The 23,736-nt window shown below is 42.8% G+C and carries 18 protein-coding genes; 1 reads left to right on the top strand and 17 read right to left on the bottom strand.

Going from position 1 to position 23,736, the window contains the following annotated elements; all coding sequences use genetic code 11:
* Positions 1 to 3 precede the first annotated feature (3 nt).
* The 3 genes from DWW86_RS16010 to DWW86_RS16000 form a co-directional block, all read right to left on the bottom strand.
* The gene (locus tag DWW86_RS16010) at positions 4 to 3,069 is read right to left on the bottom strand and encodes a glycoside hydrolase family 3 C-terminal domain-containing protein (RefSeq protein WP_072522551.1); all 3,066 of its coding nucleotides are present in this window, start codon (positions 3,067 to 3,069) and stop codon (positions 4 to 6) included.
* 236 nt (positions 3,070 to 3,305) lie between these two features.
* Positions 3,306 to 5,699, bottom strand: a complete 2,394-nt coding sequence (locus tag DWW86_RS16005) for a glycoside hydrolase family 2 TIM barrel-domain containing protein (protein WP_072522550.1) — start codon at positions 5,697 to 5,699, stop codon at positions 3,306 to 3,308.
* Position 5,700: 1 nt separating this feature from the next.
* The gene (locus tag DWW86_RS16000) at positions 5,701 to 7,665 is read right to left on the bottom strand and encodes an alpha-L-rhamnosidase-related protein (RefSeq protein ID WP_072522549.1); all 1,965 of its coding nucleotides are present in this window, start codon (positions 7,663 to 7,665) and stop codon (positions 5,701 to 5,703) included.
* A 241-nt stretch (positions 7,666 to 7,906) separates the two neighbouring features.
* Between DWW86_RS16000 and DWW86_RS15995 the strand changes: the two genes are divergently transcribed.
* Complete coding sequence (locus tag DWW86_RS15995; RefSeq protein WP_072522548.1) at positions 7,907 to 8,098, top strand: ubiquinone biosynthesis protein UbiE; 192 nt, start codon at positions 7,907 to 7,909, stop codon at positions 8,096 to 8,098.
* 116 nt (positions 8,099 to 8,214) lie between these two features.
* Here the strand turns inward: DWW86_RS15995 and DWW86_RS15990 are convergent, their stop codons facing one another.
* The 14 genes from DWW86_RS15990 to DWW86_RS15925 all read right to left on the bottom strand — a co-directional run bounded on the left by DWW86_RS15990 (position 8,215) and on the right by DWW86_RS15925 (position 23,691).
* Positions 8,215 to 8,937 (bottom strand): lysophospholipid acyltransferase family protein, encoded by a 723-nt coding sequence (locus DWW86_RS15990; RefSeq protein WP_015541454.1) that lies wholly within the window; start codon positions 8,935 to 8,937, stop codon positions 8,215 to 8,217.
* A gap of 27 nt (positions 8,938 to 8,964) precedes the next feature.
* The gene (locus DWW86_RS15985; RefSeq protein WP_072522547.1) at positions 8,965 to 9,699 is read right to left on the bottom strand and encodes a hypothetical protein; all 735 of its coding nucleotides are present in this window, start codon (positions 9,697 to 9,699) and stop codon (positions 8,965 to 8,967) included.
* Between the two features lie 18 nt (positions 9,700 to 9,717).
* Positions 9,718 to 12,273 (bottom strand): DNA gyrase subunit A, encoded by a 2,556-nt coding sequence (gene gyrA, locus DWW86_RS15980; RefSeq protein ID WP_072522546.1) that lies wholly within the window; start codon positions 12,271 to 12,273, stop codon positions 9,718 to 9,720.
* A gap of 11 nt (positions 12,274 to 12,284) precedes the next feature.
* Positions 12,285 to 14,210, bottom strand: coding sequence for a DNA topoisomerase (ATP-hydrolyzing) subunit B (gene gyrB / locus DWW86_RS15975; protein ID WP_072522545.1), 1,926 nt, complete (start codon positions 14,208 to 14,210; stop codon positions 12,285 to 12,287).
* A 251-nt stretch (positions 14,211 to 14,461) separates the two neighbouring features.
* Complete coding sequence (locus DWW86_RS15970; RefSeq protein WP_286187746.1) at positions 14,462 to 15,547, bottom strand: hypothetical protein; 1,086 nt, start codon at positions 15,545 to 15,547, stop codon at positions 14,462 to 14,464.
* Between the two features lie 138 nt (positions 15,548 to 15,685).
* Positions 15,686 to 15,997, bottom strand: coding sequence for a winged helix-turn-helix domain-containing protein (locus DWW86_RS15965; protein ID WP_072522543.1), 312 nt, complete (start codon positions 15,995 to 15,997; stop codon positions 15,686 to 15,688).
* Between the two features lie 179 nt (positions 15,998 to 16,176).
* Positions 16,177 to 17,016 (bottom strand): 16S rRNA (cytidine(1402)-2'-O)-methyltransferase, encoded by an 840-nt coding sequence (gene rsmI, locus DWW86_RS15960; protein WP_072522542.1) that lies wholly within the window; start codon positions 17,014 to 17,016, stop codon positions 16,177 to 16,179.
* Between the two features lie 38 nt (positions 17,017 to 17,054).
* On the bottom strand, positions 17,055 to 17,807 hold the full coding sequence (locus tag DWW86_RS15955; RefSeq protein ID WP_072522541.1) for a tRNA1(Val) (adenine(37)-N6)-methyltransferase: 753 nt from the start codon (positions 17,805 to 17,807) through the stop codon (positions 17,055 to 17,057).
* Positions 17,785 to 18,699 carry a PSP1 domain-containing protein gene (locus tag DWW86_RS15950; protein WP_072522540.1) on the bottom strand — a complete coding sequence of 305 codons (915 nt, stop codon included), beginning with the start codon at positions 18,697 to 18,699 and terminating at the stop codon, positions 17,785 to 17,787. The genes DWW86_RS15955 and DWW86_RS15950 overlap by 23 nt, the downstream gene beginning before the upstream one ends.
* 1 nt (position 18,700) lies before the next feature.
* The gene (holB, locus tag DWW86_RS15945; protein WP_072522539.1) at positions 18,701 to 19,690 is read right to left on the bottom strand and encodes a DNA polymerase III subunit delta'; all 990 of its coding nucleotides are present in this window, start codon (positions 19,688 to 19,690) and stop codon (positions 18,701 to 18,703) included.
* 99 nt (positions 19,691 to 19,789) lie between these two features.
* On the bottom strand, positions 19,790 to 20,377 hold the full coding sequence (locus DWW86_RS15940) for a nucleoside/nucleotide kinase family protein (RefSeq protein ID WP_072522538.1): 588 nt from the start codon (positions 20,375 to 20,377) through the stop codon (positions 19,790 to 19,792).
* Complete coding sequence (locus tag DWW86_RS15935) at positions 20,370 to 21,851, bottom strand: aminotransferase class I/II-fold pyridoxal phosphate-dependent enzyme (protein WP_072522537.1); 1,482 nt, start codon at positions 21,849 to 21,851, stop codon at positions 20,370 to 20,372. Before DWW86_RS15935 ends, DWW86_RS15940 begins: the two co-directional genes overlap by 8 nt.
* Before the next feature lie 5 nt (positions 21,852 to 21,856).
* Positions 21,857 to 22,546, bottom strand: coding sequence for a response regulator transcription factor (locus tag DWW86_RS15930; protein ID WP_015541442.1), 690 nt, complete (start codon positions 22,544 to 22,546; stop codon positions 21,857 to 21,859).
* Positions 22,543 to 23,691 carry a sensor histidine kinase gene (locus DWW86_RS15925; RefSeq protein WP_072522536.1) on the bottom strand — a complete coding sequence of 383 codons (1,149 nt, stop codon included), beginning with the start codon at positions 23,689 to 23,691 and terminating at the stop codon, positions 22,543 to 22,545. Before DWW86_RS15925 ends, DWW86_RS15930 begins: the two co-directional genes overlap by 4 nt.
* Positions 23,692 to 23,736 lie beyond the last annotated feature (45 nt).

The following is a 23,736-nucleotide window of genomic DNA, read 5'->3' as shown; positions in this document are numbered from 1 at the left end:
TCCTTACTGCTCTTTCTTTTTCAGTCCAAGCAGGTACATTGCTGCACAGAGTACAGTCAGTACACCAAATCCAATACGAAGACCTGTGATCAGGTTATCATACCATGTATTCAGTTTCTCGATATGTGTAGAGGTTGACATACCATCCATTGCATTTGAGTTTGCAAGTGCATAATTCTGATAGAGCATTGCCTGTTTCAGATCTGTCAGAAGTTCTTCACTCTGGCTTGCATTTTCTACACTCCAGTATGGCCATACTGCTTCTACTGCTGCCATGGTGTTGTCACCGGTGTTACATGTCATGGTTACACCATTATGTACTGCCATGTGGATCTTCGTATAAGCCGGATCCTGAATGAAGTCCTCAGACATCAGGCCCTTGAAGCCCCATTCTTTGTGAAGGATATTCAGAAGCAGTCCGGTATGTGCATTACTTGTCACACAGCCGACACGGTTGTATGTAGTCATTACAGCAAGCGCATTTGCATCTTCGATACAGGACTGTGTACCACGAAGCTCATTTTCACGTGCAGCCTGTTCTGTCATAAACTCGGCAATACCTGTACGGTTGATCTCTGTGTCATTAAATGCCAGATGTTTCGGTGCGATCAGTACACCATACTCATGTCCGGCTTTGATGATTGCTGCACCCTGACCTGCTGTCAGAACTGCATCTTCTGAGAAGTATTCATGGTTACGTGCATTGTATGGTGTACGATGAAGGTTTGTTCCAACGCCCCACCAGATTGCTGTATTTGCCCACAGAGAATAGTTACCTACTGCTTTACCCCATTCTTCTGCCAGCTGTTTGCTGAATGTCTGACCGATTACAGTTTCAACTGCCATAACACCCATCTTGTAGTCACGGTTCGGATCATCTTCTGCGATCACGCAAGGATCTCCTGTAGAAGCATTGGAGTTTGCATACTGGCCCAGCGGATAAGAGTTGAATCCGTTCGGTCCATCGTTCTGGATTGCTTCCGGAGAAGTGATAGATTCGATAACCTTTGTGCTGGTTCCACCAAGTCCAGTACGGATCAGGCATTCTTCCAGAGTAAGCTGATCCATCAGTGTACTCCATCTTTCATCTGTGATATCTTCTACACCCTTCATATTTGCCAAGGTCATTCCATTATCTGCCCCGAAGGTTACAGAAGACGGATCTCCGTTTGCTTCGATATCACTGTAGTCATCAGCCATAGTGCTGATCATCTCATCTGTAGCTGTCAGGTCTTTGTATGTTTCCGGCCAAGTTCCTTCCCAGTCATTTCTGCTTAAGTAAGTAACGGTGTCTTCCATCCAGTTATTCAGATCTGCATCCTGGAGCTGATTTTCTACCGGTGTACCATTTAAAGTTACTGCAAAGGAAGAGGAATCGAAATCACCAAGTTCCCATGTCTGTACATTATCTTTATTTCCTTCAACATCCTGATCCTGTGCAGCAAGCACGTTATTTACTGCCTCATGTGCACCATTTCCAACAGTGAAATAATAAGTTCCATTATCCAGGATCCAGTTACCTGTTGTTCCTGCTTCGTTGCTGCATGTGCTGTCCCAGCTTGCCATATCCTGTGCATCAGCAGTAATTGTAACAGTCTGGCTTTCGCCCGGCTCGATCATATCTGTTTTTTCATAGTCCAGAAGCTGAACTGCAGATTTCTCTACTTTGTTTTCTACATCATAATCTGTGTAAGGAACAGAAGTATAAAGCTGTACAACATCTTTACCTGCAACATCTCCTGTATTCTTAACTTCTACTTCAGCAGTTACAGTTCTGTCAGAAAGATCTACATCTACACTCTTAAGAGTCTGCTCAAAGGTTGTGTAAGAAAGACCATATCCAAACGGATAAGATACTTCATCATCATAATCCCATGCTTTTCCTGTAGAGCTTCCTACAGTTGCATCTGCATTACCCTGTCCAAGTACCGTATCTGCATATCTTGTTTCATAATATTTATATCCTGTGTAAATACCTTCTGCTTCTACTTCCTCTGCATTGATATTCACAGCCGGATCAGCATTTGTCCACTCATAGTTACCAAAGTTCTGTGCTGCCGGTGAGTTGGCATTTGTCACAGCATAAGTATCTGTCAGATGACCGGACGGATTTGCTTCTCCGGAAAGGATATCTGCAACACCATAGAATCCGTATCCGCCCGGAAGGCCAACTTCCATAATTGCGTCTACACCATCATTGTTTTTGATTTCATCAATCTCCATTGCATTTGCATTGTTCAGCATAACAATGACTTTACCGCCATTGTTTTCTTTTGCTTCGACTGCAGCATTGATCAGGTCACGTTCGTCATCACTTAATCCAAGCGGATCCGTCTGATTCAGATTCTGGGATGCATCTACGCCATCCACACCCGGAAGATAAGTTCCGTTCTCTGTAGAAGAACGTCCGATCGTTACCAGCATGACATTGTAATCATCCATAGATTCTTTCCACTGGCTGTCTACGCTGTCCATTTTTTCCTGTGAAGGTTCTTTGCTTGCAAAAACGCCATCTGTTGCAGGAGCTGTAATGTGGTAATATTCCATGATATTTCCCCACATATTAACTTCTGTTTTGAATTCTGATTCCAGGCTCTTGTACAGTTTCTGAAGATCTTCATTAATCTTGAATCCTTTTGCATCTAATGCTTCAACAAAATCTACCGTATCTGCATCTGTTCCCTCATTTTCGTTCAGGGAACTTCCCATGTCACCACCCTGAACCGGATAATAACTGGAGAATCCGAGAAGAGACAGTTTTTGTGTCTCATCCTTTGTCAGCGGAAGTGCATTGTTCTCGTTTTTTAACAGAACAGTTCCTTCCTCACTCATACGTTCTCCGAGATCCTCGATGGAATCAAGAAGTTCGGTAGTGCTGGAATAATCAGACTTATATGTATACAGATCCTCATCTGTACTGTCTGTTACCATCGCACTGCTCTTTGTACCAAGAAATTTGTCGATGTCTGTACGATAACTGTCTACTACAGGTCCTGCCGCAACAGAAACGGTCAGAAGAGACGCTGTAAGAGTAGTCAGACCACGCCAGATATTTCTTTTTCTGCTCATGTTTGTAGCTCCTTTCTTTCCCTGAAATATGGGTAAGCCTCATCGCTCAAGTGCTTCCTCAATTTCTATGTTCTAAATTTAACATAAATTAAAAAAACGCTCCCATTTTTTTCGCAGACTGCACTTTTTCAGCCGTAAATGGGAGCATTTTTTTATTGAATTTTCACAAGCAAAATTTTTCAGGAAATCTTGCACAAATTGTGATATTTGTTTTTGTTTATATTGCCTATAGTTTTCTATTTTAATGCTACAATCGGAATCTCACGGGTATATGTCTTTTCTTCATCACAGACAGTGATTTTTACCAAATCAGTTTCTCCGGCGCGTACCACGGCCATCGCTTCACCATAATAAGTATCAACGGTATCCTGTGCATAGTTTCCTTCCACATAGGAGCAGGCACTTCCCAGACCTTCAAGTGTTCCATTCTCAACAGAAACCTTGAGATGATGTTTTTCCATCGGTTTCCAGTTCCCTATAAAGTCTCCGTACTGCATTGGAACAAACAGCAATTTACCCGGTTGCACTGTTTCCTGCTCCGGTTTGATATGAAGAATTGTCTGTTCATTCGCTGTTACAAGAGTCTGACGGTTGATCTCGTGGCCGTTTTTATCATAGGAAATTGCAATAATCTCACCATCTTCATATGGAATGTGGAATTTTGACCTGCATTTCTTTACTTTTCCACGGGCTGCTTTCTTTCCATTGACCAGAAGTTCCACTTCTGCTGCCCTTGCAAAAACTTCAACCTCCGCTTTTTCTCCGGCACACCCTCTCCATGACCAGCTCTCCAGAGCCTTTGTAAGTGCCCATCCTGTCAGATTCAGCTTTTCTTTCTGATAAACAGGTTTTACAGCAATAAACGGACCTGTTTCGCGTTCAAAAGCAACTCTTGTATAGGCTGCTTCCGCACGAGGTTTTCCGAGAAGATCGATTCGTCCGTTATTTCCGGTCATTCTGGTGTGTGGCATTTTGCCTTTGTAATCCTCATATTCTGCGGCACCGTCTCCGGTCTCTCCGATATATTCCCATCCTGACCAGACAAAATCCCCAAGGATTCGTTTATTCTTTTTTGCAATCTCCCAGAAGCTGTATGCGTCTTTGCAGAAAGTCTCTGTACCTAAGATCAGACGCTGTGGATATTTCTTCAGGTCGTGCCTGTAGCGGAAAAGTCCGTAGTTATATCCTGCAATGTCCATGTTTACAAAAGCATCTTTTGTTTTCCAGTCACATGGCGGAAGTGTTGCTCCAATCTTCATGAAATAATCTCCAACCAGACATGCAAGAGTATTATAAAATTCACTTCCTACCGGTTTCTTCTTTTCTTTTTTCTCAACTTCCTGTTTTGCCGACTGTGCACTTTTTTCTGCTTTATCGTCGCTGTAAACGCCCATTCCCATGGAACTTAAGAAGTTAAAGAAAATATTGATTCCGCAGGTTACCGGTCTGTATGGATCAAGTTTGTGAAGATAATCTGTCATTTTTCCGGTAAGCTCGATTCCTTTTTTCTGTGCGGTCTCTGCTACTTCATTTCCAGTAGAGTACATGATCACAGACGGGTGGTTATAGTCTTTTTCTACCATATCTTTAAGATCCTGCTGCCACCATTCCTGAAGATAATCCACATAATCATATTTTGTCTTGTGGATGTACCAGACATCGACATACTCATCCATTACCAGCATTCCCTGGTGGTCGCAGGCATCCAACAAGTCCTTAGAACATGGATAATGTGAAGAACGGATTGCATTATAACCGTTTTCTTTGAGGATGCGAACTCTTCTCTCCTCAGCCTCCGGATAGGTACATGCCCCAAGTACACCGTTATCATGATGCACGCAGGCTCCACGGAGAATTTCTCTTTTGCCGTTGATCGTAAGACCATTTTCCGGGCTCCATTCAAGAAGTCGGATTCCAAATGTTTCCTCGACAACATCTTCTCCAAATGTCGCACGCAGGGTGTAAAGATTCGGATGATCACAGTCCCAGAGCTTTGCATCCGGAATTTCCATACGAAATACGGACGGTTTTCCTGTATTTTCGATTTTTTCTGTAAGCACAGTATGTTCTTTATCTAAAATTCCAACATTTAACATACCCGGACAGGAAGTTTTAATCTCCACCTCGATCACAGCCGGCATATAACTGACTGTGTGAATTTTAATTCCGTTTACCGGGATATATTTTTTATCTCCTGTCCAGAGGTATACCGGACGGTAGATTCCTGTTCCTGAATACCAGCGGCTGTTTGGCTGATCGGAATTTCGTGCGATCACACGGATTTCATTCTGTGCTTCATATTTCAAAAGCCCTTCAGTATCTACATAAAAATTCGTGTATCCGTACGGTCTGTATGCAGCTTTCTTTCCATTAATATAAACTTCTGCATTATGATAAACACTTTCAAACTCGATGAGAACCTTTTTGCCACTGTACTCTGACGGTACAAAAACATGTTTTGTATATTCATAGTCGCCGCACAGATACCAGCCGGAATTTCCTTCGCTCAAACTTTCTTCTGTTCGCGGCTCACTCCGCATGGCGTCATGCGGAAGAGTCACAGAGTATGGTTCTTCATCTCTGGTAAGACATTTACATGTCCAGTTTTTATTAAAATCTATTTTTTTCATTTCAAATCTTCACCCTTCTTGTCTCTCCTCTTACCAGAGAAAGTTTCTGTTCACCTAGTTCCAGAATTCCGCCATCTGCATTCGGTGTGATTTCCAAAATTTCTCCATCCCAGACCAGACGCACAACTCCATTGCTTCCCACCGGAAGTGTGCAGTCAAGCTCTGTAAAATACTGCATCTGCGGTTTTAATATATAAGTAACACCATCTTTGTTTACAAGATCCAGCCCGGCAAAATATTTTGCCAGGAAATAGATCGGGCTTGCCGCCCATGCATGGCAGAGGCTCTTTCCGAAGTGATCACCATACATATCATACTGTTCTTCCTTCGGTACAGACGGATCATATTCTTCCCAGAATGTAACTGCGCCAAGGTCCAGCATACCTCCCCAGTAGGAGCGGATTTTGTCCAGAACTTCCGTAAGTTTTCCCATCCGGCAAAGTACATCCAGTTCAAAGAAATTGAAATATGGTGTTGTGATCGCCGGAATTTCATCATTTTCTAATACATTTTTAAGGATTTTTTCCTGCTTCTTTTCGTCAGCAACTGAGAATAAAATTGCAAAAATGTTTGCATGTCTTGTCACATTTCGTCTGCCGGACGTGAAGGAATCGATATAAGCACCTTTTTCCTCATCCCAGAAGAATTTTTCGATGACAGCAGTCAGTTTTTCATATTCTGCTCTGTAAACGCTTCCATCTTTACCAATCTGTTCGCTGATTTCCTCCATTGCGCGAAAACAGGCAGCGTAAAGCATCTGCTCTGCACAGAGCGGGCCGTCTTTATCCATATCCGCCCAGTCAATATATACCCAGTCTTTTTCTTTCCCGATCAGGAAACCATGCTCATCGCGTCTGCCATTGCAGAATCCCATAAGAGAAACCATCTTCGGATAAACAAGTTCCAGAAAGTCCCTGTCACCATATCCTTCATTATGATAATCTACACCGAGTAACCACAGCAGTGAATAATCTACAATTGTATTGATATGTTTTGTCATCGGGTCGTTACCGCGGAGTGCCAGAATTGTTCTCTGGTCAATATCCGCATCCGCCATCAGGTAACGGTTTACAAAAAAGCTCTGATAAGCATCACCCGACCAGATCCATTTATCACGTTTTACTCCGTCAATAAAGAAAATGCCGCTGCAAAGCCGGAATGTATGCTCTGCTACAGACCAGATCTGATTTAATCGATCTTCTCCACAATGAAAAGATGCTTTTACCGGAATATCCACATACTGATGGTTTGCCCTGAGGATAACTTCACCCGGCTTGCAGTCAGGAATATATGCAAATCTTACTGCACAGCACGGACACTTGCCTGTCTCCTTGTCCGGCTGCCAGCTATAATAGCAGTGGACCGGATCAATTGCTTCTTCCCTTGACTCTCCACAGCAGATCAGCACCGGCTGGTATCCGTTTTTGAACTCTGCTTCCAGAACCGCATTCAGTTCTGTTTCAAACTCATACAGTGTTCCGCCATTATATTCTGTTACACTGACTGGTTCATATACTTTTTCGCTGTATTCCCAGACTGTCGGATTCTGATTCGGTTCTGTAAAGTATTTGCTTTTGCCGGCCGGCAGTGGTTCTTTATCATAATCTTCTACAATCCATCCCTTATCTGAGCAGATTACTTCTCCCTCCACATAAATACATGGAAAAGCTTCAATGCAGCCTGTGTGAACTCCAACCGCAACTTCTCCCGGACCACAGACAATTTTCTTTCCAAACGAATATTTCTTATCGCCAACCAGTACGTGGCCGATGGCATTTGAATATACGGTAAAAGAAGTTTCTTTTTCCAGCTGATAAGTACGACGGAAAGCCACTCTGTTGCGGAAACCTTCACTTTTCCAGAAAGCCGGCCAGCCAAAGCCTCTCTCCACACGGCTGAAATTCTGTTTCATCCCATGATATAATTCAAAATCTCCCGGATACCATATCCAATAACTTTTGCCCATTCCTGTTTCCTCCAAATCTTCTCTTTTATCTGCTGCCAGTCGCCCGGACTTTTTACTTCTATAATCTCTACTTTAACTATACGGGCAGACTTATTATAAAGTCAAACACAGTTGACGTTAAAAAAACAGCTATTCACGCAAGACTGTTATGGCCGCGTTTTTGTTGGATTTTCGAAATTTCTGTGTTAGACTGATTTTTAAAATAAAACAGATTGCTGATAAAGCGAAAGAAGGGATTTTTATGGCAGAGATTATAGAAGAGTTTTTTACCGGATACTGTAGAAATTTTGACATGACTCAGACAGTCATATGCGAATTTGAACAACTTCCGAACGGCCTTCATCTTCTGGATTCAAGCTGCGAGTACGGAGACTGTAAGTTCAGTAAAGATTGCACACTCATGAAGCAGGCCCTCGATAAGGAAAATGCCTGAACTGCGGCTCATCCTTATGCGGAGCGTTTTTGTGTAATAGGAACATTACGGAGTAATTTCCTATTACACAGAAAACAGCCGGGAGCTTTACTCCCGGCTGTCCTGCTATCTTAATTTTATTCGTCCCATCCACCATATTCCTGAATCGTTGCTTCTACTCTTTTTCTGACTTCGGCTGCGATTTCTGTGGATTTCATATCTTTATACTCTTCATAATGCATTGGCTTCAGGAAATGCACCTGTACAGTCAATGGTTCTGCAGATCCCGTATCAAATGCTTTATAGGTGTCAATCAGTGCCACCGGCACGATCGGACATTTTGCCTTCATTGCTGCCTTAAAACTTCCACCCTTAAATTCCTGCGGATGGTTTCCGTGTTTGCTTCTGGTTCCCTCTGCAAAGATCAGGTAATTACGTCCGTTTTTGACTTCTTTTGTGACATTGAGGATTATCTGCATGGACTGCCGGATATCTTCTCGATCCATAATATATGCCTTCATACAGGCAAATACCTGTCGTAAGAACGGTACGTTTCCCACTTCTTTCTTTGCAACTACAGAAAAAGGTGTCGGGCAGGCTTCCAGAATGGCCAGCACATCATATAATCCCTGATGATTAGGATAAAACATAAAACCATTTTCGTTGGGAATGTTTTCAACTCCATAAGACTTCACGGTAATATTTCCACCCACATTTGCCTTATGGTCGATTTTTTTCAGGAGTGCATATCTCTCGCCTTCTGTATAGCGATCCACATTTGCCGCATATTTATTTAGCATAAACCAGCCCCACGGCACAAACAGGATGTTTCTTAACACCATCATTATAATTCTTTTCATTTACGCGCACCGCCTCTTCAAAGGATTCTATTTCAGTTTTGCCGCAATCTGTTCTTCATATCCCGGATTTTTCTTAATGAATTTATCATAAGCGGTTGTATAATCCTTATAAACCTGCGTATTCATAAACTCTGCATATTTTGTTGCAGCCTGTTTACCTATATCATCAGTGATTTCCGAAGGTGTCATTACATAATATTTGCCATCATCCTTTTTCTGCACCATATAAGTACTGATACACGGATAACTCTGGCCATTCTTAAGTACCAGATCATAAATCACATACATATATGTAATCTTGCCATTCTGGTAAATCTGACCACACTGCGTAATTTCTGTCTTGTCTGCAGCGAAAGCTTTGTAGTAATTTACGGTAGCATCCATTTCCTGCTGCAGATTATCATCAGCTTTGGAAACTCCGTAGCATTTCTTTGCCTTGCTTTCGCTTCCTGACGTATAAGCCTCTACAAGCGTTCTGACCACTTTCTCCGGTGTCTTATGACTGACACCGCATCCTCTTGCCGCAAATACGATCACAATGATCAGCACGATCAGTACAGCCGCAGCTGCCAGAACTTTCTTTGGAAGTCTGGCAATCACTGCTGCTATATCCGACCTTCCTGATGTTCTTCGTGAAGACCGTCCTTTTGCGGTATTTTTATGTCTTGCCTGCTGTCTTTTTTTGGCTGCTGCGGCTTTTGCATGTGCCCCGGAAGCACCGGAGCGTTTTCTTACATTTGTTGCAGCTTTTTCCCTGTCCATGATGATTTACTTTCCCCTTTATTTCTCTGTGCTGTCCTGATTTTCTTTTATGGTAGCATCTTCGGAAATTTCTTCTGTATTTTCGGTATCTTCAGAACTTTCTTTTTCTGCTTTGTCTTCGTCTTTTTCACGTACTTTTGCAAAACTTGCAACAGTCACTCCGTCAGAAAGATTGATCAGTTTTACTCCTGATGTGATTCTTCCGAGGATTGAGATATCCGAACACTGCAGACGGATAATAATACCCTCTGTAGTAATCATCATAATTTCGTTTTCTTCATTTACTGCTTTGGCGCCGATAACATTACCTGTCTTTTCGGTGATCTTGTAGCACTTCACACCCTTACCGCCACGGTTCTGACAGGTAAATTCACTGATGGATGTTCTCTTGCCCATACCGTTTTCGGATACAACGAGCAGATAATATCCCTGTGTGTTAAGCTGCATTGCCACAACTTCATCGCCATCCAGCAGGTTAATACCGCGTACACCCATAGACACACGGCCGGTACTTCTGACATCGTTTTCTTTGAAGCGGATGCACTGACCGTATTTCGTTACCAGAATGATATCTTTCTTGTCATCTGTAGCCTTTACTTCGATCAGTTCATCATCATCGCGAAGTGATATTGCTGCCAGACCGATTTTGCGGACATTGGCATAATCCTGAATCGGAGTTTTCTTTACAAGACCTTTTCTGGTCGCCATCATCAGATAGTGGCCCTCTTCAAACTTGCTGATCGGGATAACTGCAGTGATTCGTTCACCCGGCATAAGCTGGAGCAGGTTGATGATTGCCGTACCTCTGGCTGTTCTTCCGGCTTCCGGAATCTCATATGCTTTCAGTCGATATACACGGCCGGTATTTGTAAAGAACATGACATAATGATGCGTAGTTGTCATCATCAGTTCTTCAATATAGTCATCATCAAGTGTCTGCATGCCCTTGATTCCTCTGCCACCACGGTTCTGGCTGCGGAAGTTATCTACAGTCATTCGCTTGATGTAACCGAGTTTTGTCATTGTGATGACTGTATTTTCTCTCGGAATCATGTCTTCCATAGAAATGTCATATGCGTCAAATCCGATTGCTGTTCTTCTGTCGTCACCGTATTTTTCGGAAATTGCAAGGATTTCTTCACGGATCACGCGAAGAAGTGTGTTTCTGTCTGCCAGAATTGCTTTTAATTTACGGATTTTTTCCATTAATTCTGCATATTCTGCTTCCAGTTTCTCTCTTTCCAAACCGGTAAGAGCACGAAGACGCATGTCTACGATTGCCTGTGCCTGAACATCAGTCAGTTCAAATCTGTCCATCAATTCTTGTTTGGCAACCTGTACACTTCTGGAACCACGGATAATACGAATCACTTCATCAATATTATCCAGTGCTTTCAGCAGACCCTCTAATATATGCGCACGTTCCTGTGCCTTATTCAGATCATATTTGGTACGTCTTGTAACGACATCTTCCTGATGAGCAAGATAGTATTTCAGCATCTCCGGAAGTGTCAGGACTTTCGGCTGAAGACTTCCGTTTACGGCTACCAGGCAAAGCATAATTACGCCAAAAGTATCCTGAAGCTGTGTATGCTTGTACAGCTGATTCAGAACTACATTTGCATTGGCATCTTTGCGGAGATCGATACAGATACGCATACCTTCACGGCTGGAATGGTCGTTAAGGTCGGTAATTCCGTCGATTTTCTTTTCACGTACCAGCTCGGCAATCTTTTCAATCAGGCGGGCTTTATTAACCAGATAAGGAAGTTCTGTGACAATGATACGTGATTTGCCGTTTGGCAGAGTTTCGATATTTGTTACCGCACGAACACGGATCTTGCCACGGCCGGTACGATAAGCTTCTTCGATGCCTCTTGTACCGAGAATCGTCGCACCTGTCGGGAAGTCAGGTCCTTTTACGATCTCAAGGAGCTCTTCGATCGTAGTGTCTCTGTCCTCTTCAATAATGTTGTCAATAATCTTGACAACTGCACCGATAACCTCTCTCAGATTGTGAGGTGGAATATTTGTAGCCATACCAACCGCAATACCGGAAGTTCCGTTTACAAGAAGGTTCGGATAACGGGCCGGAAGTACTACCGGTTCACGCTCAGTCTCATCAAAGTTCGGCTGGAAGTCTACGGTATCTTTATTGATATCCGCAAGCATTTCCATGGAAATCTTGCTCAGACGTGCCTCTGTATATCGCATCGCAGCCGCGCCGTCACCATCCACAGAACCAAAGTTTCCATGACCGTCTACCAGTGGATATCTCGTAGACCAGTCCTGTGCCATATTTACAAGAGCTCCATAGATAGAGCTGTCTCCATGCGGGTGATATTTACCCATGGTATCACCAACGATACGGGCACATTTACGATGCGGCTTATCCGGACCGTTGTTCAGCTCTATCATGGAATACAGTACCCTTCTCTGTACCGGTTTCAGACCATCTCTGACGTCCGGAAGGGCACGGGAGGCAATAACACTCATGGCATAATCTATATAAGATTTTTCCATGGTCTTCTGCAGATCCACCTCATGGATTTTATCAAAAATATTGTCTTCCATTCTTTATTCTCCTAGATATCCAGATTCTCTACAAAGCGGGCATTTTCTTCGATAAACTCTCGTCTCGGCTCAACTTTGTCACCCATCAGTGTGGTAAATGTCAGGTCGATTTCAGATGTTGCGGACTCATCCATAGTCACGCGCAGAAGGATACGTTTCTCCGGGTCCATGGTTGTCTCCCAGAGCTGCTCTGCATCCATCTCTCCAAGTCCTTTGTATCGCTGGATTTTATTATTATTGTCACGTCCGATCTGTTCAAGGATGCTGTTCAGTTCCGCATCATCATATGCATACCAGACTTTTTTATTTTTTTCTACTTTGTACAGTGGCGGCTGTGCCAGATATACATAACCCTGTTTGATCAGTTCCGGCATAAATCTGTACAGGAATGTCAGAAGCAAGGTTGCAATATGTGCACCGTCAACATCGGCATCAGTCATGATAATGATCTTGTGATAACGGAGTTTGCTGATATCAAAATCATCATGTATACCTGTACCAAAAGCAGTGATCATAGCCTTGATCTCTGCATTGCTGTAAATTCTGTCAAGACGGGCTTTTTCTACGTTGAGGATTTTTCCTCGAAGTGGAAGTATAGCCTGTGTCGCACGGTTTCTTGCAGTCTTTGCAGAACCGCCCGCAGAATCTCCCTCTACGATGTAAATCTCACAGTTTTTCGGGTCTTTATCAGAACAGTCTGCAAGTTTGCCCGGCAGTGCCATTCCGTCGAGAGCTGATTTTCTTCTGGTAAGATCTCGTGCCTTACGTGCGGCCTCTCTTGCTCTCTGTGCAAGAACAGATTTCTCTACAGTTGCTTTTGCCACAGTCGGATTCTGCTCAAGGAAAATCTCCAGTTGTCTGCTGACTACAAAGTCAACGGCACCACGCGCTTCACTGTTGCCGAGTTTCTGCTTCGTCTGTCCTTCAAACTGAGGCTCCTCGATCTTGACACTCACGATGGCGGTAAGTCCCTCACGAATATCGTCACCGCTTAAGTTCGGTTCACTGTCTTTGAGCAGTTTATTTTTTCTTGCGTAATCATTAAATGTCTTAGTTAATGCATTACGGAATCCGACAATATGTGTACCGCCTTCCGGTGTATTGATATTGTTTACAAATCCGTAGCTGTTTTCTGTATAAGAATCATTATGCTGCATGGCAACCTCTACTGCCACACCATCCTTTTCTCCCTCACAGTAAATAACTTCAGGATAAAGGGATTCCTTGCTTCTGTTCAGGTAGGTTACAAATTCGCGGATACCGCCCTCGTAGTGGAATGTTTTTTCTTTCTTGGAGTCTTCACGCTCATCCCGGAGAACGATGCGCAGCCCCTTGGTAAGAAATGCCATCTCACGGAGACGCTGTTTCAGAATATCGTAATCATAAACGGTTTCTTCGAAGATTTCTTTATCCGGAAGGAATGTTACAGTCGTTCCGGTCTTGCCTTCCTCACAGTCACCTACAACCTTCAGAGGATACATTGTATGTCCTCTCTCGTAACGCTGTTTGTATTCTTTTCCCTCGTGATAAATGCTGACTTCCAGCCATTCAGACAGTGCATTAACAACTGATGCGCCTACGCCGTGAAGACCACCGGATACCTTGTATCCCCCACCGCCGAATTTACCGCCGGCATGAAGAATCGTAAATACAACTTCTACTGCCGGTATTCCTGCTTTGTGGTTAATACCAACCGGAATACCTCGTCCGTTATCTACTACTGTAATGGAATTATCGGGATTGATCGTTACCTGAATTTCTGTACAAAATCCTGCCAACGCTTCGTCTACCGCATTATCCACGATCTCATATACAAGATGATGCAGGCCCCTGCTGGATGTACTTCCAATGTACATACCCGGTCTTTTACGAACGGCTTCCAGACCTTCCAGAATCTGTATCTGGTCCGCGCCGTATTCTGTATTCTCTCCGCCCATGTGCTTCCTCCTGTCATTCTATATTTATCTGCAGACAGATGTCTCTGTCATTTTAAAAATAGGCATAATAATACTAATTTATTATAGCACAAAATGGCTCTTTTTCCAACCGGGAATCCCTGTTTTAAAGGGATTTATTTTATTTGAATTTAACTGCAAAAGTCAGGTTATAACACAAAACAACTGCTTTTTCCATAATAAAAATAACGAGAGCCCGGTTTACACCAGACTCTCATCAAACATCTTACACTTTATTTCTGTTTTCTCTTTTTGTAAACAATTACTCCACCTGCGATCACGATCACAGATACCAGAAGAACCAGACCCCAGAATGCCGGATTCATCGGGTCACCAGTCTTAACTGGACTTGTTGCACTTCCGCCATGGCTGGATGCATCACTTCCACCGTTAGATGTACCAGAACCACCATTGCTTCCGCTAGGTGTTACAGTAGCATCCTTCTTGGTATTGGTAATCTCGATGCTTCCATGATACTGATCAGACTCATTCAGCTTAACACTGTCTTCACCACTTACTACATATGCGAAAGCATCTTTATCGAGCACATTACCATTCTTATCGGTTTCCTTAACTACATAAGTAACAGTATCTTTTATATCTTCTGAGAATGGAACCGTAACAGTTACTTTATCATTCTGCTTCAGTTCAACGGTGCTTACCACCTTACCAGAATCATCAAATACAGTTGCATAGAACTTGTCGTCTACATTCTTCTTCACACCGTCCACTACAACGTTCTTTGTAATCTCGATCTTTCCATTTACAAAGAAGCCTTCCGGAAGAGTTATAAAAATGTTATTTACATAAGCTGCAATATCTGTAGCAACCGTATTGTCATCCACTACAACACTGTTGTCTTTCTTGCCTGCTGCATTCGTAACATTGTACTGGAAGCGGTTTTCTTTATCAATCTCCACTCCAGTATTCAGCTTGATCGCCTTGTTGTTCTCATCAAGCTCGAATACATAATAGGTGCCTCTGAGGGCATTACTGTAGGAAGCTTTGCCTGACTGTGCATTCTGGATATGGATTGTTCTGATGTAGTCATCACCATATGGGATCGTTCCATCCTTATCAAGAAAAAGACCAACCTTGTAAGTTGCATCGTCAGCAGTTATTTCATCCAGTTCAAACGTATCCGGGTTAATACGATAAAGTCTCTTCTCAACTGTAATACCTGCTGTGTTGCTCTTCTCTGCCTTTGGATAAGCCTGTACGTCGTAGATCCATCCTTCCTCTGTGCTTGCAAAAGGAACTGTTAAGAGCATCGGTGTTACCTTAACGGAGCTCTCTGCTGCACCGATCACCAGGTACATGCCCTCTTCCATATCGCTGTAAACAACCTTGCCCTGCTCATCCGAAACAGCCTCGACCGGATTTAATGAAGAAGCGGCTGCAACCTCGGCAAGCTTTTCGTCTGCTTAAATTCGCATACGTCTACTGCGACCTTGATGTCAGGATCCCAGGTACACATTCCGCCATTTATACGGATATAGCTGCTTTCGAAGCCCCGCCGCGGCGAGCTGCTTTCGAAGCCGAAATATCGTGTTGTTAAGACTGCCGTTTTTGTTTTCGACGTCGCTTCTCCCGTACAATGCCTCGATCAGAGCCACTTTGGATATGCCCCCGTCCTGTGAGTGAAGAAGTATCAGCTGAAACAACTGCGTGGTCTTGGATACTTTGTTGCGATCCAGAACCAGTTCTTTGCCATCATATTCCAGAGAAAAGCATCCCAACATTTGAATTTTTAATATTCTTCTTTCCATAATTATTTCTCCCATAATCAGCAATGTTTATGGATGTCATAATCGTTGTAAAACATTTTTTTAAGTATACTGTTATACGTCATTTGCATAATCATAACATTATTTATATGTTATAACCAGTGTATATGCCAAAAAATTTTTTCTTTTCTAAAAAAATAATATTTTGGGGCAGTCCCATCTTATTTCATCAAATAACTATAGATATCTCTTTTTGATACACCACGGTCTTTTGCAACCTGTTTCATCGCATCCTTACGGGAAATACCCTGTTTTTCATAAATCTCCATATGTTCTTCTATTGATATTTCTTCCCATGAAGCAACTGCCTCTTCTTTGAGCTCCTGACGGCTTTTGCCCTCAATTACAAGAACGCATTCACCAAGTGGCTTCTCATTTTCATAATGTGCAATGAGGTCTGCTATTGTTGTACGAAAAGCAGTTTCATGCTTCTTTGTCAGCTCCCGGCAAAGTGTCATCCGACGGTTACCCAGTGTTTCGTACAGGTCTTTCAGTGTACGTACCAGTTTGTGCGGAGCTTCATAAATGATGATTGTCCTTGTCTCATTTACCAGTTCGCTCAGAATCTCCCGACGCTCCTTCTTCTCCATCGGAAGAAATGCCTCGAATGCAAATCGTCGGGTTGGAAGTCCTGATAAAGTAAGTGCCGTAATACAGGCTGCCGGTCCCGGCAGTGATGTCACTTCGATTCCTGCATCATAACACATCGCAGCCAGTTCTTCTCCCGGATCAGAAATTCCCGGAGTGCCCGCATCCGTGATCAGTGCAACATTCATCCCATTCTGCATTTTTTCTATCAGTGTGTATGCCTTTTCTATTTTGTTGTACTCATGATAGCTGGTCATAGGTGTTTTTATTTCGAAGTGGTTCAGAAGCTTGATACTGTTTCTGGTATCTTCTGCTGCGATCAGGTCTGCTTCCTTTAATGTACGGAGCACCCGAAGCGTAATGTCCTCAAGATTTCCGATGGGTGTTGCACAGAGATAAAGTTTGCCTCTCATCCGAAGCAACTCCTTTCTTTTATGTCTTTCTGTAAATTTTATATCATTTCATATATTTCAAGAATTTCTTGTGTATATGTACCTGGTTTCTCATAAACGATCAGCGGTGGTTCTACGGAAATTCTGGAATTACAGCCTTTTCGCGCCTCGATAAGAACCATGTTCGGTTCTTTATTAACATATGGATAAACGAGCTGCATTCTTTTTGGTTCCAATTTGTATTTCATCAGCACCTGAAAAATCTCGGCAAGACGGAATGGACGATGTACCATAAAAAACCTTCCTCTGTCTTTTAATACATTCGCAGCCTGACTCACCACATCTTCCAGCGTACACAGGATTTCATGGCGTGCGATTGCTTTCGCCATATAGGGATTCTGAATTCCATGCTGTCCGATCATATACGGCGGGTTACTGGTCACTACATCAAAAGAAGCTGCTCCAAAAGTCGCAGCAGCCTCTTTAATATCTCCGCATATAATATCAATATCGGATTCCAGACTATTGTATCTCACACTGCGTCTGGCCATATCCGCACATTCCTCCTGAATCTCAAGTCCGGTCAGATGACCTCCTTTACCCTTTGATTTCAGGAGAATCGGAATAATCCCTGTACCGGTACCCATATCAAGTACAGTCTCATTTTTTCTTATGTTTGCAAAACCAGATAAAAGAACCGCATCCATGCCAAAACAGAATTTCTCAGGATTCTGAATCACATAAAAACCATTCTGAAGATCGTCTACCCGTTCATTCGGCTGTACAAGATCACTCTGGGTATTTTTTGCCATGAGATTTGGAATCTCCTTCTTTTTGTTCTGATTCTTTTGTTTCTTTGCCTTCTTTTTCGAAAGCCTTTGCTTTTTTCTTCCGTGGGCGGAATTTCAGTTCATTTACCGCAAATTCCTGAATTTCCTTTTCGTCGTTCACCTCAACGATAACTTTTACCCGCTGACGGAGAACGTTAACACTGTGTACGGTTCCCTGCAGTCCGTCCGGAAGTGTGACTATGTCGCCTGTTCCCGGAAGATTTTTATTGAGTTCCTCGTATGTTTCCTGCTCGTTCTTAAGACAGCACATCAGTCTGCCACAGACACCGGAAATCTTTGTCTGATTCAGGGAAAGATTCTGCTCTTTCGCCATTTTGATCGATACCGGTGCAAACTCTGACAGGTACGTATGACAGCAGAGACATCTTCCGCAAATACCGATTCCACCGAGAATTTTTGTTTCATCACGTACACCGATCTGACGAAGTTCGATTCGAGTCTTGAAAATAGATGCAAGATCCTTTACCAGCTGGCGGAAATCGATTCTTCCGTCGGCGGTAAAATAAAACAGTACTTTATTATTATCAAAAGTATACTCCGCATCAATCAGTTTCATTTCCAGACCATGTTCACGAATCTTCTTCTGGCAGATTTTGAATGCGTCTTTCTCTTTCAGACGATTCTGTTTTTCTCTTTCTTCGTCTGCTTCTGTCGCAACTCTGAGTACTTCTTTCAGCGGATGTACTACTTCATTCTCTCCTACTTCCTTCGGTCCGAGAACAACTCGTCCGAATTCGATTCCACGCGCGGTCTCAACGATTACATGATCGCCGATCTGCATTTTATAGTTTTTCGGGTCAAAATAATAAATCTTGCCCACGTTTCTAAATCTGATACCAACAATTTTTGTCATTCTATCTCTCCCTGATCGTCAGGAACAGTAATTCAAGTGCAAGCTCGAAGTTAACATTTGCACGAAGACGGACTTTTGTCTTTTCGAGTGCCTCCAGAATCTTTTCCAGATTTTCATAGGAGCGCTGGCTCGCCTGTTCCTTTATATAATTAATTTCCTGTTTAAATACAAGGTTGTCAACTTCCTGAGTAGCCTTAAACATCAGAACATCTCTGAACCAAAACTGGAAAATATCCAGATAATCTCCTATATTCTGCTTTTCGCCCGAAAGAGAATTAATCTCGTCCGCAAGCTCATATACTTCCATTGTATTAACATATTTCAGTATCTTTAAGGCATTTTCTGTCATGGCAGAAAACTCCTCTGACGTAGCCGCATCTTTGGCTCTGCCGATACTTCCCTGTGCAAAAGATGCATCGATCTCTGCCTGATAATCCGGCACATGCAGTCTCTCCATCAGGTATTTCTTAACAAGGCTGTCATCGACTACTTTCAGGTCAAGACGTATACATCTTGACTGAATCGTAGGCAGAAGTGCATCTATATTGCTGGTCAGCAGTATGATCACTGCATATTCCGGCGGTTCTTCGATTGTTTTTAACAGAGCATTCTGAGCCTGTACCGTCATCATTTCCGCATCCGGTATAATATAAATCTTATGCGGACTGCAATACGGCTTCACTGCAACATCGTGAATCACCTGCTCGCGGATCTCATCAATGGAAATGGTGCCCGATTTCTCATGGTTGACCATTATAATATCCGGATGATTCTTGCCCAGTGCCTTCTTACAGGAATCACACTTCTGACATGGCTCGGTTCCGCCTGCTTCACACTGCAGCGTCATTGCGTACGTCGTTGCAATAAGCTTCTTGCCGGATCCCGGTCTGCCCGTAAAAATGTATGAATGGGATATCTTTTCTGTTTTAATTGCATTTTGTAAATGTTTTACAATATCCTTATGCCCTATAATGTTATTGAAACTGACCATTCAGAATCACCTCTCTTGTCTGTAGTTTCTGTATACGAATCTTTGTTCGTTATACTGTCATTATATCATACTTTAATAGTCAATCAAAACTATTTTTGTTTATGACATGGAATTTATAAAATCAGTAATATTTCTGACACATACATCAAGATCATCATTTTCGAATCTTCGGCTTATCCCGGCCTCCTGAATCTTTTCTTCGGAAAAATCTTCCTGATCTGCAAGAAATCTGCGGCACAGTTCCTCATATTTCGGTGTTTCCTGCTCTTTTTCCCTCTTGATAGCCCTGATCAGTCTTTCACCGTCTTCCACTTCGATATAAACAGGAATTACATTTGACTCCCCGTAATAATTTCGCATTTTCTGATAGGATTCCAGTGTGCCGATTCCCAGATAATGTCCCTTCTTAAGATCTATCTGTCCATCATCTGCCGTGAAATAAGTCCACACACCGTATACTGTATTATAAGCTCTTGCTTCGATGACTTTTCCTTCTGCCTTAAATTTCTGAAGTTTCTTTTCGTCTGTAAAATAATATTGTTTGCCGTTTTCTTCTCCGTCTCTTACCGGTCTGGTCGTGTAGAGAATCAGCTTCTTGAGATTCAGTCCTTTATTTCCTGCAAGTCTGGAATAGATTTTGTCTTTTCCGGACGCACTTTTTCCCATGATATAAAAAATCTTACCCATTAGTTTCTTCGTATTGCTCCTTTGTTGTCTGTTTTACCACACGGATGGACTGGTTCGTATAGTCTTCAAGCCCCTGCAGATACAGGCCTTCTTCCGTATATATTTTTATATTACGGATAAACTTTCCCGTAATCTGCTCTCCCGGAGTAAGAAGTGGTATTCCCGGCGGATACAGATAAGCAAACTCTGCCGATATCCTGCCGATACATTCTTCCAGAATACAGCTTTCGCTCTCCGTTTCCATTGCCTCAGAAACAGAAAGTACCTGATTCAGGACACAGTACATGGACTTTGCATCCATTTTACGTTCTTCCATTCCTGTCAGATCAAGCTTTTTCACTTTTTGCTCTTCTTCCCGGTCTATCTCCTTGATTGCCTGACAAAGACGTTCAAATCCTTCTTCTCTGTCTCCGACTGCTGCAAGTGCGAGAGCATACGTTTCAGTTTCCATCTCCATCTGTATATGGTATCTCTCCAGAAGGATATCATACAACTGCGCTCCTGTCAGTGTAGAATTCACCGTAGAAAAAATCAGTTTCGAACGGTCATAATCAAAAACACCATTTACATCCTTTTCCGGATCTGCCAGACAGATATATCTGCACTGCGAAAGCCTCTTTCGTGCCTGTTCCAGCATTTTTGTAAATTCACGGAACATTTCATGACCTTTTGCTGCCATCGTATCCATACATGCATCGATACTTGCCATAAGAATATAAGACGGGCTGCTCGTCTGATAGATTCCCATAAATCTCCGAATAAGTCTTCCATCCACTCTGCCACTGCAGTTATGAAGAATTGCAGTCTGCGTCATAGCCGGAAGCGTTTTGTGAAAGCTCTGGATTACAAGGTCTGCTCCAAGTTCCACTGCTGAAGTCGGAAAATAATTCGAGAACTGAAAATGTGCTCCATGTGCCTCGTCAACGATCAGCGGGATTTCATATTTGTGCGCAATCTCAGCAATTGCCTTAACATCAGAAACCACTCCGTCATAAGTCGGTGAAGTAATCAATACTGCTTTGATCTCTGGATTCTCTGCAAGGCATCTTTCCACTTTGTCCGGAAAAATCCCACCGTTTATCCACCACTTCATATCCATTTGTGGATAAATGTAAGTTGGTTTTAACTCTCTCAGATACATGGCATGATAGACTGCTTTATGACAGTTTCTCGCCACGAGTATCTGTCCCTTTCGTGGAACTGCTGCAGAAACAGCCGCAAGCAAAGCTGCCGTACTTCCGTTCACACTGTAATAACTTTCTTTTGTTCCATAAAGCTTTGAGACATTTTTCTGCGCCTCAAGAAGAATGTCTTCCGGATGATGAAGATTATCAAAACCTTCTATTTCGGTAATGTCTCTCTCGAAAGGGAAATCACCTCTTACTGAATCCGGATTGCGCTTATGTCCCGGCATATGAAACGGATAATAATCCGACTGACCGTAGCTTTCGAGTTTTTTATATAATTTTTCCATATGATTTATACCTTGAAGCGATAACCGACACCCCATATAGTTTCTATATATTGCGGCTTCGCCGTATTGAATTCGATTTTTTCACGGATCTTCTTGATATGAACCGTGACAGTTGCAATATCCCCTACGGATTCCATGTCCCAGATCTGACGGAACAACTCCGCTTTTGTAAATACACGGTTTGGATTCTCAGCAAGAAATGTCAGAAGATCAAATTCCTTCGTTGTAAAAGTCTTTTCTTCTCCGTTTACCCAGATTCGTCTCGCCGTCTTGTCAATCTTGATTCCGCGGATTTCAATAATGTCGTTCTTTACTGCCACGGAGCCAACCAGTCTGTTATATCTCTCCATATGTGCCTTTACACGTGCAACCAGTTCACTCGGACTGAACGGTTTCGTCATGTAGTCATCTGCACCAAGCCCCAGACCACGGATTTTATCAATGTCGTCTTTCTTTGCTGAGACCATGATGATCGGAATATTTTTTTCCTGGCGTACCTGACGGCAGATATCAAATCCATCTACCTCCGGAAGCATCAGATCAAGAATAATCAAATCATATTCTTCTTTTAGTGCTTTTTCAAGGCCCACATCTCCTCTGTTTGCTATTTCTACTTCAAATCCTGACAGTTCCAGATAATCCTTCTCCAGATCTGCAATTGCTTCTTCATCTTCAATGATCAGAATTTTGCTCATTTCATAGGTACCTCCTGGTATTTTCTTAAAACAAAGTACATGATCGTTCCGATTCCCTCACGGCTGGTTGCCCATACCTTGCCGCCATGGTCTTCAAGGATCTTACGAACGATGGAAAGACCGATTCCGCTTCCTCCTTTGGAAGAATTTCGCGAAACATCGGTTCTGTAAAAGCGGTCAAAAATATAGGTCAGGTCCTTGGATGCAATGCCTTTACCATTATCTTCTATTTCAACCTGTATAAAATCTCCTACATCTTTCACACGGATCTGTATCACACCTTTTGGTTTATCCATATACTTGATTGCATTGCTGATGATGTTATGGATCACACGCCGTATCTGCTCTCCGTCTGCAATGACAAGAACATCCTTTTCGACGTAATTTGCATAATAAAGCTGAATGCCTCTCGTCTCCAGTTCCAGCCCCACTTCCTCCGCACAGTCTGAAAAATAATCATCCACATTTAATTTGCTGAATGTATATGGGATGCGGTTGGTATCGATCTTTGAGTAAAAAGTAAGCTCATTGATCAGATGATCCATCTCGTTTGTTTTGTTGTAAATAGTGCGAACGTAGCGGTCCATCTTCTCCGGCGTATCCGCAACCCCGTCCATGATTCCCTCTACATACCCCTTTACGGCCGTGATCGGGGTCTTCAGGTCATGGGAAATATTACTGATGAGTTCTTTATTTTCTTTATCGAGAAGTACTTTTTCTTCTGCTGATTCTTTCAGCCGTCGCCTCATCTCTTCAAAGTCCCGGCACAATTCTGCAAACTCATCTGTCCCGTCTACTTCCAGCACAAAGTCCAGATTGCCTTCTTTTATATTTTGCGTTGCTTTTCGTAATTTAACCAGCGGAGCTGCCACACTTCTGTATATCCAGAGACCGATGGAAACACTTGTAAAAATCAATATCACAAGCGCGGTAAAAAAAAGATCCTTCGTCATGATCTGTATACTGGTCTGACTGCTTCCGGTATCCGCAATCGTAATATCATATGCACTTTCCTGCACCGTATCACTGCCCGATGAATTGCGGTGCTGTGCCTCACTGATTCCAAACAGCGTAGCCGCCAGCAAAAGCATCGGCATCAATATGATCATCATAAAGCCTACAATGATTCTGTTTTTTAATTTCATGGTATCTATTCACCTCTTGATAAAATCAGCGGACGCGCCACCGGT

This window comes from Ruminococcus sp. AF17-22AC (genome assembly GCF_003460065.1).
Lineage (GTDB): Bacteria > Bacillota > Clostridia > Lachnospirales > Lachnospiraceae > Blautia_A.
The sequence above is the reverse complement of the archived record's forward strand: the minus strand, read 5'-3'. Positions and strand labels throughout refer to the sequence as shown.